The sequence below is a fragment of the Streptomyces sp. NPDC059256 genome (assembly GCF_042753785.1).
Classification (GTDB): Bacteria; Actinomycetota; Actinomycetes; order Streptomycetales; family Streptomycetaceae; genus Streptomyces.
In genome coordinates, this window is sequence record NZ_JBHYZO010000002.1 from 272800 (window position 1) to 288561 (window position 15762).

Here is a 15762-nt window from a genome sequence, read left to right on the forward strand (position 1 = left end):
CAGCAGCACAGCCTTCAGAGACGAGGAAGAACCCGTGAGCGACGTCCGTAACGTGATCATCATTGGCTCCGGGCCAGCCGGGTACACGGCGGCGCTCTACACCGCACGGGCTTCGCTGAACCCGTTGGTGTTCGAAGGTGCCGTCACGGCCGGCGGCGCACTGATGAACACCACCGATGTGGAGAACTTCCCGGGCTTCCGTGACGGCATCATGGGCCCGGACCTGATGGACAACATGCGCGCCCAGGCGGAGCGCTTCGGTGCCGAGCTCGTCCCGGACGATGTGGTCTCCGTGGACCTCACCGGCGACATCAAGACCGTCACCGACACTGCGGGCACCGTGCACCGCGCCAAAGCCGTGATCGTGACCACCGGCTCCCAGCACCGCAAGCTTGGTCTGCCCAATGAAGATGCGCTCTCCGGGCGAGGCGTCTCCTGGTGCGCCACCTGTGATGGGTTCTTCTTCAAGGACCAGAACATCGCGGTGATCGGTGGTGGCGACACTGCGATGGAGGAAGCGACCTTCCTCTCCCGCTTCGCAAAGTCAGTGACGATCGTCCACCGTCGCGACACCCTGCGGGCTTCGAAGGCCATGCAGGACCGGGCCTTCGCCGACCCCAAGATTTCGTTCGCCTGGGACAGCGAGGTTGCCGAGATCCATGGCGACCAGAAGCTCACCGGACTGACTCTGCGCAACACCAAGTCGGGCGAGACGTCCGAGCTGGCGGCCACTGGTCTCTTTATCGCCGTCGGTCACGACCCGCGGACGGAGCTCTTCAAGGGGCAGCTCGACCTTGACGACGAGGGCTACCTGAAGGTCGCTGCGCCTTCGACCCGCACCAACCTCACCGGTGTCTTCGCCGCGGGCGATGTCGTCGACCACACCTACCGTCAGGCCATCACTGCCGCTGGTACTGGCTGCTCCGCAGCTCTGGACGCCGAGCGGTTCCTCGCGGCCCTTGCCGATGGCGAGAAGGTCGCAGAGCCCGAGAAGACCCCTGCGGTCTGATTCCTCGACTGTCCTTTCCCACCCCCAGAAGAAGCTAAGGAGGCCGCCGTGGCCGGCGCCCTGAAGACCGTTACGGACGACACCTTCGAAGAGGTTGTCCTCAAGAGCGACAAGCCTGTACTCGTGGACTTTTGGGCCGAGTGGTGCGGTCCGTGCCGTCAGATTGCGCCGTCGCTGGAGGCCATTGCCGCCGAGCATGGTGACAAGATCGAGATCGTGAAGCTCAACATCGATCAGAACCCCACCATCACGGCGAAGTACGGCGTCATGTCCATCCCGACGCTGAATGTGTACCAGAACGGTGAGGTGGCGCAGACGATCGTCGGCGCCAAGCCCAAGGCTGCGATTCTTCGTGAACTGGAGCCGTTCCTCGCCCACAAGTGACATGGGCCCGATGTTTCACGTGAAACATCGGATGTGAAACAGCGAAGGGGCTCATCCCGTACGGGGTGAGCCCCTTCGTCGCGCTCATAGACATCCCCATGATCAAAGCGGTCTGAGTACCGGCTCCTTCTGAACGGCACCCAGCAATCGATCAAGCGCGAGTTCCATGTCTTCCTTCCAGGAGAGAGCAGTCCGCAGCTCCAGCCTCAACCGTGGATAGGAGGGATGAGGCCGCACGGTCTTGAAGCCAACTGCGAGGAGATGATCAGCTGGTAGAAGACAAGCAGGCTCCTTCCAACGGGCATCACCGAATGCCTCTATCCCCCGGAACCCTCTGCGCAGCAGATCCTTCACGACTGTCTGCACCATGACACGGCCCAAGCCCTGCCCTTGGTACCCGGGGCTGATCCACGCGGTCATCAGCTGCACGGCATCCGCTGAAACTGGGCTCGTCGGAAATGCCTGGGACCGCGGAACATAGGCAGGGGGCGCATAGAGAACGAACCCAGCAGGGACATCGTCCACATAGACCACTCTGCCGCAGGACCCCCAGTCCAGCAGGACCGCCGAGATCCAGGACTCCTTCTCCAGCTCTGATCGCCCCGCTCGAACGGCAGCGTCTCCGCGAACAGGGTCGAGCTCCCAGAAGACGCATGCCCGGCAAGGCCGGGGCAGGTCCGAGAGATTGTCCAATGTGAGAGGTACAAGCCGACGCCCCATGGAGGCTGTTCCTCGCTTCCTGCCCTGGCTCGCAAGAGGCACGACACCCTCCCGCCGGCCCTGGAGACCCTGCTTCCCTCAGCTAAAGGCTGCGGCTACCTGGCGACTCCACAGTGATCACCGGTAGGAGGTCTCAGTCAGACAACGAGGCGCAGTGACCCATCCATCAGCATCGTATCGAGCGTGTCCCCACACAGAAGGGGAGAAAGAAACACAGGCGGACCGTGTCCGGTCGTTCTCCCGAACATGGCCCGCCTCATGACTCAAGCAGAGAGCCTCACTCAGCTCTCGTCGTGAGAATCCCCGTCATCGAGACTCTTCTCCAGGACCCTGCCCTCCCCCGGCGCCAGGGTGCCCAAGATGCGCTCCAGGTCCTCCATCGAGGCAAACTCAACGACGATCTTGCCCTTCTTCTGACCGAGGTCGACCCTCACTCGAGTCTCGAAGCGGTCCGAAAGGCGAGTTGCCAGATCGCCGAGGGCAGGCGACACACGTGTGCCGGCCCTGGGGCTCTTGGGCTTGGCCGTTGCCGCAGAGCTGGAGTTGAGGAGGGTCACGATCTCTTCAACCGCTCTGACCGACAGCCCCTCGGCCACGATCCGATGCGCCAGGCGGTCCTGCTCCGTGGAGTCATCCACAGAGAGCAGAGCCCTCGCATGGCCGGCGGAGAGCACGCCAGCAGCGACCCTGCGCTGAACGGGCGCCGACAACCTCAGCAACCGAAGGGTGTTGGAGACTTGAGGCCGAGAGCGGCCAATACGGTCTGCCAACTGGTCATGGGTGCAGTTGAAGTCCTTGAGCAACTGGTCGTAAGCGGCTGCCTCTTCCAGCGGATTCAGCTGAGCGCGGTGCAGGTTCTCCAGCAAGGCATCCAGCAGAAGCTTCTCATCGTCCGTATCCCGAACGATGGTGGGGATCCGCTCCAGTCCGGCCTCACGGCAGGCCCGCCAGCGACGCTCGCCCATGATCAGTTCATAGCGATCCGGGCCCAACTGCCGTACGACAACCGGCTGAAGAAGCCCGACTTCCTTGATGGAAGTAACGAGTTCGGCGAGGGCGTCCTCGTCGAAGACTTCACGGGGCTGCCGTGGGTTGGGGGTGATGGCGTCGATCGGCACTTCAGCGAAGTACGCACCCGTTGACCCAGCCTGCTCGGATGAACGATCCGAGGACTGCGCGGGCAGCATGACTTCGGGGGCGGCTGCCAGCGCCGTCACCTTTGCGGCTGCCACCCCACGGTCAGTGGTGGGCGTTTGTGGCGCTCCAACAGGGCCCATGGACACGTTGGAAGACGCCTGCTGCTTCTCCTGGGGAGCGGCAGGGATCAAGGCACCGAGCCCACGCCCCAACCCTCTACGTCGCTCGCTCACTGAATCCCCTCCGAGACGTTCTGCTGACTTTTCTGGCCGCCCACATGGGCGTGCTGCGGGTCGTAGTGGACTCCGACCCCGCGAAGTGCAATCTCGCGTGCTGCCTCAAGGTAAGACAGAGATCCACTGGAACCGGGATCGTAAGTCAAAACCGTCTGCCCATAGCTCGGAGCTTCCGAGATACGGACCGAACGCGGAATGCTCGTCCGTAGCACTTCCTCACCGAAGTGAGTACGGACCTCCTCGGCCACCTGTGAGGCGAGACGGGTACGGCCGTCGTACATGGTGAGGAGAATCGTGGATACATGGAGCGTGGGGTTGAGATGACCACGCACCAGATCCACATTCCTGAGCAGTTGCCCCAGCCCTTCCAGCGCGTAGTACTCGCACTGGATGGGAATCAGTACCTCCGCGCCGGCCACCATCGCATTGACGGTCAGTAGACCCAACGACGGAGGGCAGTCAATCAGGATGTAGTCCAGAGGCTGCTCATACGCCTGGATCGCTCGTTGTAGTCGACTCTCCCGAGCCACCAGAGACACCAACTCGATCTCCGCACCGGCGAGATCGATGGTGGCGGGCGCACAGAAAAGACCTTCCACATCGGGGACCGGCTGAACAACCTCGGAGAGAGGTCTGCTGTCCACGAGGACGTCGTAGATCGAGGGAACTTCCGCGTGATGATCGATACCCAAGGCCGTAGAGGCATTGCCCTGAGGATCCAGGTCGACCACGAGAACACGCGCACCGTGCAGGGCGAGCGAGGCTGCGAGATTGACGGTGGTGGTGGTCTTCCCAACGCCACCTTTCTGATTGGCGACAACCATGACGCGGGTCTGCTCAGGTCGGGGCAGGCCCGCGCCGGCACGCCCCAGCGCCTCCACGGCCAGCTGGGCAGCTCGACCAATGGGGGTGTCGTCCATCGGGGGCGGTGTTTCACGTGAAACATCTTCTCCCCCCGACTCGGTACGGGGACCGGGGACCGGATCGGTCATCGGTCCCGCGATGTTGGCGTCGGACCGCAAGGATTCACTCTCCTCGACTTCAGGCTCGCGATGAACAGAGCCTGCCATGCTTTCGGGGTCATGAACCAGCGAGGCCCGTGCTTCTGTGGATGAATCCACCTCTGTGGACAACGCCCTAACCCCAACGAGGGGCTTACGGCTACGAATCGGGGCGGCTGCCCGCCCGCGGCTGATGATTCCCTGCAGCAGTGAGCGACGTTTCACGTGAAACACGATGCATCGGGTACCGTGCCGACCCCAGGTCGACACTCCGAAATGTGTACGTATGGCAGCTTGTATGGAGCATCTGGCCCAGGAATCCGGGGACGACTCAACCGAAGCAGGGCACCCTCGCAGCTATCGGAGACACCGCCACCCGATCCCAGAGCAGACGACGGGGCAGGGTTCGGAGGCAGGAAAGCTACGGTCTCATCGCCCCCGAACGCTCCCGGCCAAGCAGCTCCGCTCGCCGATCTCGCAGCGAACGGGAGCCAGTGCCCACCCCAGGAGACATCCATCACAGCGGGCAGGCTCCACAGGCCGGCCACGTGCCGGTCATCGCCTCCGGCGTGTACGGCTGACCCGTGCCGCCTTGGCTCGCTTCGCAGCGAATCGCACTCCGCCCGGGCTCTCACCAACTTCAACACGCACCACGGTGGCCAGCGGGTCGACCAGTCCTTCCCCGACATGCAACACCGAGCTGCTCACCACACCCAATTTACTGAGGGCTGCCCGGGCCCCCTGAAGCTCTTCTTCTGCGGTGTCTCCCTTGAGGGCGAGCATCTCTCCATAGGGACGGAGAAGCGGCACACCCCAGCCGGCGAGCCGGTCCAGCGGTGCCACCGCACGCGCCGTCACCACATGAACCGGCGTAAGGGTCCCCAAGACCTCCTCGGCCCGACCACGCACCACCGTCACATGGTCCAGCCCCAGCAGCTCGACCACTTCCTGGAGAAAGTTGGTACGCCGCAGCAGAGGCTCCAGCAGCGTGATCTTCAGATCCGGTCGGACCAGCGCCAGAGGAATACCTGGCAGCCCTGCCCCCGAGCCCACATCACAGACCGTGACGCCCTCAGGGACCACCTCGGAGAGCACGGCGCAATTCAGAAGATGACGCTCCCAGAGTCGTGGCACCTCGCGAGGACCGATCAGGCCACGCTTGACTCCGGCATCAGCGAGCAGTTCCGCATACCGCACGGCTTCCGGATAGAACTCTCCGAAAACCCTCCGGGCCGCTTCGGGCGCCAAGGGAAGCTCTGCTGCCTCCGTCACGGGGACCGTCCTTCCGTACCGCTGGGTCGCAATATGGACCGTGGTGGCTGACTATCAGGCTGACAAAGATCGGCCCCGCCTGCGAAACAGACGGGGCCGATGGAACAACAGAGGTCAAGCAGGGAGCACGACGACGAAGCGCTGCGGCTCCTCGCCCTCGGACTCGCTGCGCAGCCCCGCGGCGGCGACCGCGTCGTGGACGACCTTGCGCTCGAAGGGTGTCATGGGCTGGAGCTTGACCGGCTCTCCGGAACCCTTGACCTCGGCGGCGGCCTTGGCACCCAGTTCGGCGAGCTCCGTGCGCTTCTTCGCCCGGAATCCCGCGATGTCCAACATGAGCCGGCTGCGGTCGCCGGTCTCCCGGTGCACGGCCAGACGGGTCAGTTCCTGGAGTGCCTCCAGAACCTCCCCGTCCCGGCCAACCAGCTTTTGAAGATCCCTACCGCCCGAATCGCTGATGATCGAGACCGCAGCCCGGTCGGCCTCGACGTCCATGTCGATATCACCGTCCAGATCGGCGATGTCGAGCAGACCTTCGAGGTAGTCGGCGGCGATCTCCCCTTCCTGCTCAAGGCGGGTCAGGGTGTCGCCTTCCTCGGCGGCGGCGGGGATGGTGCCTTCCGTCACGGATGGACTCCTTCTTACTTCTTGGACGACGGGTGCTTGGGCCGCTGCTGACCCTTGCGCTGTCCCGCCTTGGGCTGCTGGCGTGCGGCAGACTTGCCAGCCGGCTTCGGCTTTGAATCCTGCGGGGTGTCCTTCCGAAGCGAAGGCTTCGCATCGGGCTCAGCGGCGTCGCTGGTCTTGGCACCCGGCTGGGTGGCTGCCGTATGCCGCTTGGCCTTGGTCTGCCGCTTGGGCTGCTGGCGCTTGTGCGGTGCTCCGCCGCCCTCGACATCGGCGACTGCGGTGTCACTCTTCGCCACATTGCCGTCGGCCTGGGCCGCGAAGCCCGCCTTGGCAAGGCCGGAGATGAACCGACGCTCGTTGTCATTGCGATCCGGACCCTTGGCCACGATGGCCGCCACGACATTGCGCTTGCGCCGGGACCGCACGTCACCGCGGGTGGTGGCGCTCTTCAGCAGACGGCCCAGGTACTGGTCCTGCGCCTTGCTGCCGGGGGTGGGGTTCTGGTTGATCACGTACATCTGCTGGCCCATGGTCCACACGTTGGTGGTCAGCCAGTAGACGAGGACGCCGACGGGGAAGTTGATGCCCATGACGGCGAAGATGACCGGGAAGATGTACATCAGCATCTTCTGCTGCTGCATGTACGGCGTCTTGACCGTCAGGTCGACGTTCTTCGCCATCAGCTGGCGCTGGGTGTAGAACTGCGACGCCGACATCAGGATGATCATGATTGCCGTGACGATCCGCACATCGAGCAGGGTGGCGTTGAGAGCCTCGACCTTGCCCGGGCTGTCCGTGAACTTGGACGCCAGCGGAGCACCGAAGATGTGCGCCTCACGGGCACTGTTCAGCAGTGACTCATTGATCACGCCGACGGTCTTGCCCGACGCGATGTTCGAGAGCACGTAGTACAGGGCGAAGAAGAACGGCGACTGCGCGAGGATCGGAAGGCACGAGGAGAGCGGGTTGGTGCCCGTCTCCTTGTACAGCTTCATCATCTCTTCGGACTGACGCTGCTTGTCGCTCTTGTAGCGCTCCTGGATCGCCTTCATCTTCGGCTGAAGCGCCTGCATGTTCCGCATCGACTTGATCTGCTTCACGAAGAGCGGGATCAGACAGATGCGGATCAGGACCACCAGCGACACGATGGACAGTCCCCAGGCCCAGCCCGTGTCAGGACCGAAGGCCGCCCCGTAGAGCTTGTGGAACTGGACGATGATCCACGAAACAGGTGTGGTGATAAAACTGAAGAGACTGGCAATCGTGTCCACTAATCAGGCTCCTTGAGCTTTGGGCGAGGTCTCTGCGGCCGGTTCCAGGGGCTTGGACGTCGACCCCTGGGAAGGCACTTCGGCGGCGGAGTGCCCGCCCTTGTTGCCACGTACGGCATCGCGCAGCATTTCGTGCCACCGCGGACGCTTACGGGGCGGCACATGGTCCACACCGCCCGGCGACCACGGATTGCACCGCAGGATCCGCCAAGCGGTGAGAGCCGTGCCCTTCACCGCACCGTGTCGGTCGATGGCCGTGTATCCGTAGTGGGAACACGACGGGTAGTACCGGCAGACGGGTCCCAGCAGGGGACTGATCGTCCACTGGTACAGCTTGATCAGAGCCAGCAGCGGGTACTTCATCGCGCGCCCCCTCCCAGCAGCCGCTGGAAGGCGGCATCCAGGTCTCGGGCCAGCTGTTCATAAGCGGCGTCACCCGCACCGGGCAGCGCCCGTACGACCACCAGGCTACCGGGGGGCAGCTCGGCGAGCCGATCGCGCATGAGGTGCCGCAGTCTGCGCTTGACCTTGTTGCGCACGACCGCTCCGCCTACAGCCTTGCTTACGACGAAACCCGCACACGTCGGGGGAGCGCTCTCCCCAGGCGCGTGCGGGTCCGTTGAACCGCTGCGTAGATGGACGACGAGAAGCGGGCGACCTGCCCGGCGACCCCGTCGTACCGCGGTCGCGAAGTCCTCGCGCCGCCTCAGCCGATTCTCGGTAGGCAGCACGTCATGACCTGAACGCGATTAGGCGGACAGGCTTGCGCGACCCTTGCCACGGCGAGACGCGAGAATCGCGCGGCCGGCACGGGTGCGCATGCGAAGACGGAAACCGTGGGTCTTCGCACGACGACGGTTGTTCGGCTGGAAGGTGCGCTTGCTCACTCGGGGGCTCCAGAAATGATTCGTAGATGGCGGGACATCGCCTGGCTGTCACCGTGCGCCCACGAGTAGCTCGCGTTTCGCCCGAGTGCACCGCTTCACCATCACAGAGTGTGAGGTTTGCCCATCGGAGGCAGGCGGCAGCAGCCATCGACAACTCGACCTGTTTACGGTACGCGCGGCTACGCCATCCGGTCAAACCAGGGTCACGCCCGCAGCCACTATGCACAGGCTGTGGACAACAACTTGAACCGCGCGGGTCGCCCTGACTACCTTGGCTGAACTCCGAACCCTTTTCCTTTCTGTCCTTGCCTGTCCTTCCCATCCCCGTCCCGAGAACCACACCTTCGTGGGACCTGTGAGAGAGCGTGCCTTGTGGCTGACGTACCTGCCGATCTTGCCGCAGTGTGGCCACGCGTGCTGGAACAACTCCTCGCCGATGGCCAGCCAGGCATCGAGCCCAAGGACAAGCAGTGGGTCGAACGCTGCCAGCCGCTGGCGCTGGTCTCCGACACCGCGCTACTGGCCGCACCCAATGAGTGGAGCAAGCGGGTTCTGGAAGGCAGGCTCGCTTCACTGATCAGTGAGACGTTGAGCCGGGAGTGCGGACGTCCCATTCGGATCGCGATCACGGTCGACGACTCGGCGGGCGAACCGCCAGCCGCACGGCCCCCGGCACAACAGTCCCAGGCACCGCGTTACCAAGGACCGCAGCGCGACGAGTACCAGGGACAGCAGGACGAGTACGCGGGCCCGCAGCGGGACGACGCACCGGGCGACCGCTATCAGCAGAACGACCGCTACCGCGGATACGGTCACCGCTCCGGAGACGACGGGCTGCCGGAGATCCGGCCCGCGTACCCGGAGTACCAGCAGCAGCGGCCCGAACCCGGCGCCTGGCCGCGCTCACAGGAGGACCTGTCCTGGCAACAGCCGCGCCTCGGCGGCTTCCAGGACCGCGACCCCTATGCCTCGCCGCGATCGCACCAGTCGTCGCACGACTACCGCTCGCCCCAGCCGTCGGAGCGACAGTCGTATGAGTCCGGGCGGCCGGAGCGCCATGAGAGGAACGAGTCCCCGCAGTCCCACCGCGGCCCGACGGGGGCACCCGGTCCACTGGGGGCACAGCCGTCGCCGGCTCCGAGGCCGGGTGAGCCGCACGCCCGACTGAATCCGAAGTACCTCTTCGACACCTTCGTGATCGGCGCGTCCAACCGGTTCGCCCACGCCGCCGCCGTCGCGGTCGCCGAGGCCCCGGCGAAGGCGTACAACCCTCTCTTCATCTACGGCGAGTCGGGGCTGGGCAAGACCCATCTGCTCCATGCCATCGGGCACTACGCGCGGAGCCTTTATCCGGGGACCCGGGTGCGGTACGTCAGCTCGGAGGAGTTCACCAACGAGTTCATCAACTCGATCCGGGACGGCAAGGGCGACACCTTCCGCAAGCGCTACCGCGATGTCGACATCTTGTTGGTCGACGACATCCAGTTCCTGGCGAGCAAGGAGTCGACGCAGGAGGAGTTCTTCCACACCTTCAACACGCTCCACAACGCCAACAAGCAGATCGTGCTCTCCTCCGACCGACCGCCGAGGAAGCTGATCACGCTGGAGGACCGGCTCCGCAACCGCTTCGAGTGGGGTCTGACCACGGATGTGCAGCCCCCCGAGCTGGAGACCCGGATCGCCATCCTCCGCAAGAAGGCGGTGCAGGAGCAGCTCAACGCCCCTCCGGAGGTGCTGGAGTTCATCGCCTCCCGCATCTCGCGCAACATCCGCGAGTTGGAGGGTGCACTGATCCGGGTGACGGCGTTCGCCTCGCTCAATCGGCAGCCGGTGGATCTCGGGCTGACGGAGATCGTGCTGAAGGACCTGATCCCCGGCGGTGAGGACTCCTCGCCGGAGATCACGGCGAGCGCGATCATGGCCGCGACGGCGGACTACTTCGGGCTGACCGTGGAGGACCTGTGCGGATCCTCCAGGAGCCGGGTTCTGGTCACCGCCCGGCAGATCGCCATGTATCTCTGCCGCGAGCTGACGGATCTCTCCTTGCCGAAGATCGGCGCGCAGTTCGGCGGGCGGGACCACACGACCGTGATGCACGCGGACCGGAAGATCCGGGCACTGATGGCGGAGCGACGGTCGATCTACAACCAGGTGACGGAGCTGACCAACCGCATCAAGAACGGCTAGCCGACCCGCGCAGGGCGGGGTGCGCCCACGCCTGGCGGGAAGCCGCGCAATCGATGGAGAAGGGCCCTGGAGCAGGTTTCCAGGGCCCTTCTCCATGCCCGGGAACCAGCTATCAGAGATCTAGGGGCCCAGGGACCGGTGACCCTCGCCAGTGGGCCAGCGATGCGGACGGCGGCGGGCCGATCGCTCGTGGAATCTGGTCCCTGCGGCGTTCTCCGGAGCCGCGGGGGAGGGCTTCGCGGCCCGTACGGAGCTCCCGGGAGGCCGTTCGTGACGGTGGAGGGCCGGCCGGACAGGCTCTGAAGTGTTCGAATACCGCCGCTCCGCAGGGAGTTCTCCACAGATCAGGGGAGAATTCACCGTCCACAGCCTGGGGACTGTCAGGTTGTCCAGATTGCATCCACAGGCTGGAGTCTCGGGAGACGATCATCCCAGGTCACTCGGTTGTGGAATTGTGGTCAACCGTTATCCACAGCCTGTGGATGAAAAACTCATCCACAGGCTGTGATCAAACTTGTCCACCGGCAGCCCACAGGCAACGGTGGGTTGCCCACAGCTTCTCCACACCGCTGTCCACTGTTCGGCAACAGAACGCCCCCTCTCACCGTGTCGAGTGAAAGCCGTCACACCAAGGAGGCGGATTGGGCTGTGGGGAACCTGGGTAAAGCTGGGGACGGCCCTGGGGAGAACTGACCCCAACCTGTGCATCGGGTGTGCAGAACTTTTCGGTGTCCACAGGAACACGGAGTTGTCCACCGGTTCCACCCACAGGCACGGTGGACAAAAAACAGCCGTTGACCTGCAATAACGACGTTATCCACCGTTTCCACAGGCCCTACTACTACTGCCACACATAGTTAGCGGGGAATTGGTTTGGAAGTGGGCCCTGTGCACAACTCGGCTCGGCGGCCCGCGACACCTGTGGTCACGACTTGACCCGCAGCCGCACCGACTGTCGGTGGCGTGCGTCAGACTGGTCCCCGGCAACACAGCCGACGACAGAGGCCAGCAACGGCGAGCCAGCAACAGCAGGAGGCGGTTCCGGTGAAGATCCGGGTTGAGCGCGATGTACTCGCGGAGGCGGTGGCCTGGGTGGCCAGAAGCCTCCCGGCCCGTCCGCCGGCGCCCGTACTCGCTGGCCTTCTGCTGAAGGCCGAGGACGGAGCGCTCAGCTTTTCCAGCTTCGACTACGAGGTCTCCGCGAAGGTCTCCGTCGAAGCCGAGGTCGACGAGGACGGCACCGTCCTCGTTTCCGGCCGTCTGCTCGCCGACATCTGCCGTGCCCTGCCCAACCGCCCGGTGGAGATTTCCACAGACGGTGTACGGGCGACGGTGGTCTGTGGCTCCTCCCGCTTCACCCTCCACACCCTGCCGGTGGAGGAGTACCCGGCCCTGCCGCAGATGCCGACCGCGACCGGGACCGTTCCCGGCGAGGTCTTCGCCTCCGCCGCCGCCCAGGTCGCCATCGCCGCCGGGCGCGACGACACCCTGCCCGTCCTCACCGGCGTACGGATCGAGATCGAGGGCGACACCGTCACCCTCGCCTCCACCGACCGCTACCGCTTCGCCGTCCGCGAGTTCCTGTGGAAGCCGGAGAACGCGGACACCTCTGCCGTCGCGCTCGTGCCCGCCAAGACGCTCCTCGACACCGCAAAGGCCCTGACCAGCGGTGACACCGTCACGCTCGCACTCGCAGGCTCGGGCAAGGGCGAGGGCCTCATCGGCTTCGAGGGCGCTGGCCGGCTGACGACGACTCGGCTGCTCGAAGGCGATCTGCCGAAGTACCGGACGCTGTTCCCCACCGAGTTCAACTCGGTCGCCGTGATCGAGACCGCTCCCTTCGTGGAGGCAGTCAAGCGCGTGGCGCTCGTCGCCGAGCGGAACACCCCGGTCCGACTTAGCTTCGAGCAGGGCGTCCTGATCCTGGAAGCCGGATCGAGCGATGATGCACAGGCTGTGGAGCGTGTTGACGCCCAGTTGGAGGGCGATGACATCTCGATCGCCTTCAACCCCAACTTCCTGTTGGACGGGCTGAGCGCGATCGACTCACCGGTCGCCCAGCTGTCGTTCACGACCTCCACCAAGCCCGCGCTGCTGAGCGGCAAGCCCGCCGTCGATGCCGAGGCGGACGAGGCGTACAAGTACCTGATCATGCCTGTACGGCTCTCGGGCTGAGTTCCCACCCCTTTGCAGCCAGGCACTCCCGGTGTCCTCCCACGGGCCTGCTCAGACCCCGAGCAGGCCCGTCAGGCTGCCTACGTCACTCCGGCGTAGGCTCGGAACCGGTTACGCATCTGCATTCGACGCTTTCTGCATTCGACGCTTAAGGACAGTCAAGATGGAGCTCGGCCTCATCGGCCTCGGCAAAATGGGTGGCAACATGCGCGAGCGCATTCGCCGCGCAGGCCACACCGTCATCGGCTACGACCGCAACCCCGACCTCGCCGATGTCCACAGCCTTCAAGAGCTTGTGGACAAGCTGAAGGGCCCGCGGGTGGTGTGGGTGATGGTCCCGGCCGGAGCCGCGACCCAGTCCACCATCGATGAGCTGGCCGAGCTGCTCTCCCCCGGCGACATCGTCGTGGACGGCGGGAACTCCCGCTGGACCGACGACGAGAAGCACGCCGTCGAGCTGGGCATCAAGGGCATCGGTTTCGTCGACTGCGGAGTCTCAGGCGGCGTGTGGGGCCTGGAGAACGGCTACGCGCTCATGTACGGCGGTGACACCGAGCACGTCGCCCGCGTACAGCCCGTCTTCGACGCGCTCAAGCCCGAGGGTGACTTCGGAGCCGTCCACGCCGGCAAGGTCGGGGCCGGTCACTTCGCCAAGATGGTTCACAACGGCATCGAGTACGCCATGATGCAGGCGTACGCCGAGGGCTGGGAGCTGCTGGAGAAGGTCGACTCGGTCACCGACGTGCGCGAGGTCTTCCGCTCCTGGCAGGAAGGCACGGTCATCCGTTCCTGGCTGCTGGACCTCGCGGTCAATGCGCTGGACGAGGACGAGCACCTCGACAAGCTGCGTGGATTCGCCCAGGACAGCGGTGAAGGCCGCTGGACGGTGGAAGCCGCCATCGACAACGCCGTACCGTTGCCCGCCATCACCGCATCTCTCTTTGCCCGGTTCGCCTCCCGTCAGGACGACTCCCCGCAGATGAAGATGATCGCCGCACTGCGCAACCAGTTCGGTGGCCACGCGGTGGAGAGCAAGAAGTAAGCCCTGAGCCGGGGGAGGTCGGCCTACATCCATGCACGTCACGCATCTGTCACTGGCCGACTTCCGCTCGTACGCCCGGGTCGAGGTCCCACTCGACCCGGGCGTCAGCGCGTTCGTGGGCGCCAACGGGCAGGGGAAGACCAACCTCGTCGAGGCCATCGGCTACCTGGCCACGCTGTCGAGCCACCGGGTCTCCTCCGACGCCCCACTCGTGCGGGCCGGCGCTGAGCGCGCCGTGATCCGGGGCGCCGTCACCCAGGGCGAGCGCTCGCAACTGGTGGAGCTCGAACTCAACCCGGGTCGCGCCAACCGTGCCCGGATCAATAGGTCGTCGCAGGTCAGACCCCGAGATGTGATGGGGATCGTCCGTACGGTCCTGTTCGCCCCCGAGGATCTGGCGCTGGTGAAGGGCGACCCTGGCGATCGCCGTCGCTTCCTCGACGAACTGGTCACGGCCCGCTCGCCGCGCATGGCGGGGGTGCGCGCCGACTACGAGCGCGTGCTCAAGCAGCGGAACTCCCTGCTCAAATCGGCGGCGATAGCCCGTCGCTACGGAGTGACCAAGCCAGGCCGGCCGTCGAGCCGCGCGGCTGCGGAACCACCGGGCGAGCCCGATGACTCCGGCTCGCGCGGCGGCTCCGGTGCGGACCTCTCCACCTTGGACGTATGGGACCAGCACCTGGCCCACACGGGCGCCGAACTGCTGGCCCAGCGGTTCGAGCTCATCCGGGTCCTCCAGCCGCTCACCGAGAAGTCGTACGAGGCACTCGCACCCGGTGGCGGCCCGATCGCCCTGGAGTACCGTTCCTCCGCCGGACTGACCGTGGCCCACCCGGATCAGTCCCCCGACCGTTCCGAGATCTACGAACAGTTGCTCACCGCGCTCGGTGAGACCCGCAAACAGGAGATCGAGCGGGGAGTCACCCTTGTCGGACCGCACCGCGACGACCTGGTGCTCGGATTGGGCCAGTTGCCCGCCAAGGGATACGCCAGTCACGGCGAGTGCTGGTCCTACGCCCTGGCCCTACGGCTGGCCTCCTACGATCTGCTGCGCACCGAAGGAAACGAACCTGTGCTCGTCCTGGACGACGTATTTGCCGAGCTGGACGCCCGGCGTAGGGAACGGCTCGCCGAGCTGGTGGCCCCCGCCGAACAGGTCCTGGTGACCGCGGCCGTCGACGACGACGTACCGGCGGTGTTGGCCGGGACGCGCTACGAGGTCGCCGGTGGCGAGGTGAAGCGGGCATGAGCGCGGAACTGCCGCTCCCCGTGGCGGCCGGGCTCCCTGCGCCTGCCGAGGTCTCCGGCGTGGACCTGGCACGCGTAGCCCTGCGGGCGGCCAAGGAGCAAGCCCGGGCCCGCGGTGCAGCCGCGCAAGAGAAGAAACAGGCCAGAAGGGGCGGAGGGCTTCGCTCCGGCGCTCATGCGGACGGTCGTGACCCATTGCCCCTGGGGGCGGCGATCAATCGACTGATCACCGAGCGCGGCTGGGAGACCCCGGCCGCGGTGGGCGGAGTGATGGGTCGCTGGCCGCAGATCGTGGGCGAGCACCTGGCCAATCACTGTGTGCCGCTGCGCTACGACGAGGCCCCTGACGCACGGGTGCTCACGGTGCAGTGCGACTCCACGGCCTGGGCGACCCAGCTGCGGCTGCTCGCGCCACGCCTGGTGGCTCGGCTCAACGAGGACCTCGGGCAGGGCACCGTGAGGCTGATCAAGGTGTTGGGGCCGGGAGGCCCCTGGAAGGGGTACGGGCCGCTCCGTGCACCCGGGAGCACCGGCCCCGGCGACACCTACGGATAGGGCGGTTC

16 protein-coding genes are annotated in these 15762 nt (G+C 65.5%); 7 read left to right on the forward strand and 9 right to left on the reverse strand.

From position 1 onward, the window contains the following. The first annotated feature begins 34 nt into the window (after window positions 1–34). Both trxB and trxA read left to right on the forward strand, forming a co-directional pair. Window positions 35–1009, forward strand: coding sequence for a thioredoxin-disulfide reductase (gene trxB, locus ACFXJL_RS05790; RefSeq protein ID WP_329021230.1), 975 nt, complete (start codon window positions 35–37; stop codon window positions 1007–1009). A gap of 48 nt (window positions 1010–1057) precedes the next feature. Beyond that, complete coding sequence (trxA, locus tag ACFXJL_RS05795) at window positions 1058–1393, forward strand: thioredoxin (protein ID WP_358877000.1); 336 nt, start codon at window positions 1058–1060, stop codon at window positions 1391–1393. Between the two features lie 102 nt (window positions 1394–1495). Here the strand turns inward: trxA and ACFXJL_RS05800 are convergent, their stop codons facing one another. From ACFXJL_RS05800 to rpmH, 9 genes are all read right to left on the reverse strand, one after another. Continuing rightward, window positions 1496–2113: a GNAT family N-acetyltransferase gene (locus tag ACFXJL_RS05800; protein ID WP_358876999.1), complete on the reverse strand. Its 618-nt coding sequence runs from the start codon at window positions 2111–2113 to the stop codon at window positions 1496–1498. Between the two features lie 281 nt (window positions 2114–2394). Further along, the gene (locus ACFXJL_RS05805) at window positions 2395–3483 is read right to left on the reverse strand and encodes a ParB/RepB/Spo0J family partition protein (protein ID WP_384689533.1); all 1089 of its coding nucleotides are present in this window, start codon (window positions 3481–3483) and stop codon (window positions 2395–2397) included. Next, window positions 3480–4556, reverse strand: a complete 1077-nt coding sequence (locus ACFXJL_RS05810) for an AAA family ATPase (RefSeq protein WP_329021234.1) — start codon at window positions 4554–4556, stop codon at window positions 3480–3482. Before ACFXJL_RS05810 ends, ACFXJL_RS05805 begins: the two co-directional genes overlap by 4 nt. Before the next feature lie 486 nt (window positions 4557–5042). Beyond that, the gene (gene rsmG, locus ACFXJL_RS05815; protein ID WP_329021235.1) at window positions 5043–5759 is read right to left on the reverse strand and encodes a 16S rRNA (guanine(527)-N(7))-methyltransferase RsmG; all 717 of its coding nucleotides are present in this window, start codon (window positions 5757–5759) and stop codon (window positions 5043–5045) included. A 114-nt stretch (window positions 5760–5873) separates the two neighbouring features. Further along, window positions 5874–6386, reverse strand: a complete 513-nt coding sequence (locus ACFXJL_RS05820) for a R3H domain-containing nucleic acid-binding protein (RefSeq protein WP_358876997.1) — start codon at window positions 6384–6386, stop codon at window positions 5874–5876. Window positions 6387–6400: 14 nt separating this feature from the next. Continuing rightward, on the reverse strand, window positions 6401–7660 hold the full coding sequence (gene yidC / locus ACFXJL_RS05825) for a membrane protein insertase YidC (protein WP_358876996.1): 1260 nt from the start codon (window positions 7658–7660) through the stop codon (window positions 6401–6403). Between the two features lie 3 nt (window positions 7661–7663). Beyond that, window positions 7664–8023, reverse strand: coding sequence for a membrane protein insertion efficiency factor YidD (yidD, locus tag ACFXJL_RS05830; protein WP_329021238.1), 360 nt, complete (start codon window positions 8021–8023; stop codon window positions 7664–7666). Next, on the reverse strand, window positions 8020–8391 hold the full coding sequence (gene rnpA, locus ACFXJL_RS05835) for a ribonuclease P protein component (RefSeq protein ID WP_329021239.1): 372 nt from the start codon (window positions 8389–8391) through the stop codon (window positions 8020–8022). The genes yidD and rnpA overlap by 4 nt, the downstream gene beginning before the upstream one ends. 18 nt (window positions 8392–8409) lie before the next feature. After that, window positions 8410–8547 carry a 50S ribosomal protein L34 gene (rpmH, locus tag ACFXJL_RS05840; RefSeq protein ID WP_010985740.1) on the reverse strand — a complete coding sequence of 46 codons (138 nt, stop codon included), beginning with the start codon at window positions 8545–8547 and terminating at the stop codon, window positions 8410–8412. A gap of 372 nt (window positions 8548–8919) precedes the next feature. Between rpmH and dnaA the strand changes: the two genes are divergently transcribed. The 5 genes from dnaA to ACFXJL_RS05865 all read left to right on the forward strand — a co-directional run bounded on the left by dnaA (window position 8920) and on the right by ACFXJL_RS05865 (window position 15754). Continuing rightward, window positions 8920–10734 (forward strand): chromosomal replication initiator protein DnaA, encoded by a 1815-nt coding sequence (gene dnaA, locus ACFXJL_RS05845; RefSeq protein WP_358876995.1) that lies wholly within the window; start codon window positions 8920–8922, stop codon window positions 10732–10734. A 1044-nt stretch (window positions 10735–11778) separates the two neighbouring features. Next, the gene (dnaN, locus tag ACFXJL_RS05850; protein WP_358876994.1) at window positions 11779–12909 is read left to right on the forward strand and encodes a DNA polymerase III subunit beta; all 1131 of its coding nucleotides are present in this window, start codon (window positions 11779–11781) and stop codon (window positions 12907–12909) included. A 163-nt stretch (window positions 12910–13072) separates the two neighbouring features. Next, window positions 13073–13951 carry a phosphogluconate dehydrogenase (NAD(+)-dependent, decarboxylating) gene (gene gnd / locus ACFXJL_RS05855; RefSeq protein ID WP_329021242.1) on the forward strand — a complete coding sequence of 293 codons (879 nt, stop codon included), beginning with the start codon at window positions 13073–13075 and terminating at the stop codon, window positions 13949–13951. Window positions 13952–13982: 31 nt separating this feature from the next. Next, window positions 13983–15200 carry an AAA family ATPase gene (locus ACFXJL_RS05860; protein WP_358876993.1) on the forward strand — a complete coding sequence of 406 codons (1218 nt, stop codon included), beginning with the start codon at window positions 13983–13985 and terminating at the stop codon, window positions 15198–15200. Next, on the forward strand, window positions 15197–15754 hold the full coding sequence (locus ACFXJL_RS05865; protein WP_329021244.1) for a DciA family protein: 558 nt from the start codon (window positions 15197–15199) through the stop codon (window positions 15752–15754). Before ACFXJL_RS05860 ends, ACFXJL_RS05865 begins: the two co-directional genes overlap by 4 nt. Window positions 15755–15762 lie beyond the last annotated feature (8 nt).

Bases quoted from the DNA above. Each gene is read 5' to 3' on its own strand.
- gnd (WP_329021242.1), top strand. From the start codon at position 13,073: ATGGAGCTCGGCCTCATCGGCCTCGGCAAAATGGGTGGCAACATGCGC.
- ACFXJL_RS05860 (WP_358876993.1), top strand. From the start codon at position 13,983: ATGCACGTCACGCATCTGTCACTGGCCGACTTCCGCTCGTACGCCCGG.
- ACFXJL_RS05800 (WP_358876999.1), bottom strand. From the start codon at position 2,113: ATGGGGCGTCGGCTTGTACCTCTCACATTGGACAATCTCTCGGACCTG.
- ACFXJL_RS05810 (WP_329021234.1), bottom strand. From the start codon at position 4,556: ATGGCAGGCTCTGTTCATCGCGAGCCTGAAGTCGAGGAGAGTGAATCC.
- yidD (WP_329021238.1), bottom strand. From the start codon at position 8,023: ATGAAGTACCCGCTGCTGGCTCTGATCAAGCTGTACCAGTGGACGATC.
- ACFXJL_RS05865 (WP_329021244.1), top strand. From the start codon at position 15,197: ATGAGCGCGGAACTGCCGCTCCCCGTGGCGGCCGGGCTCCCTGCGCCT.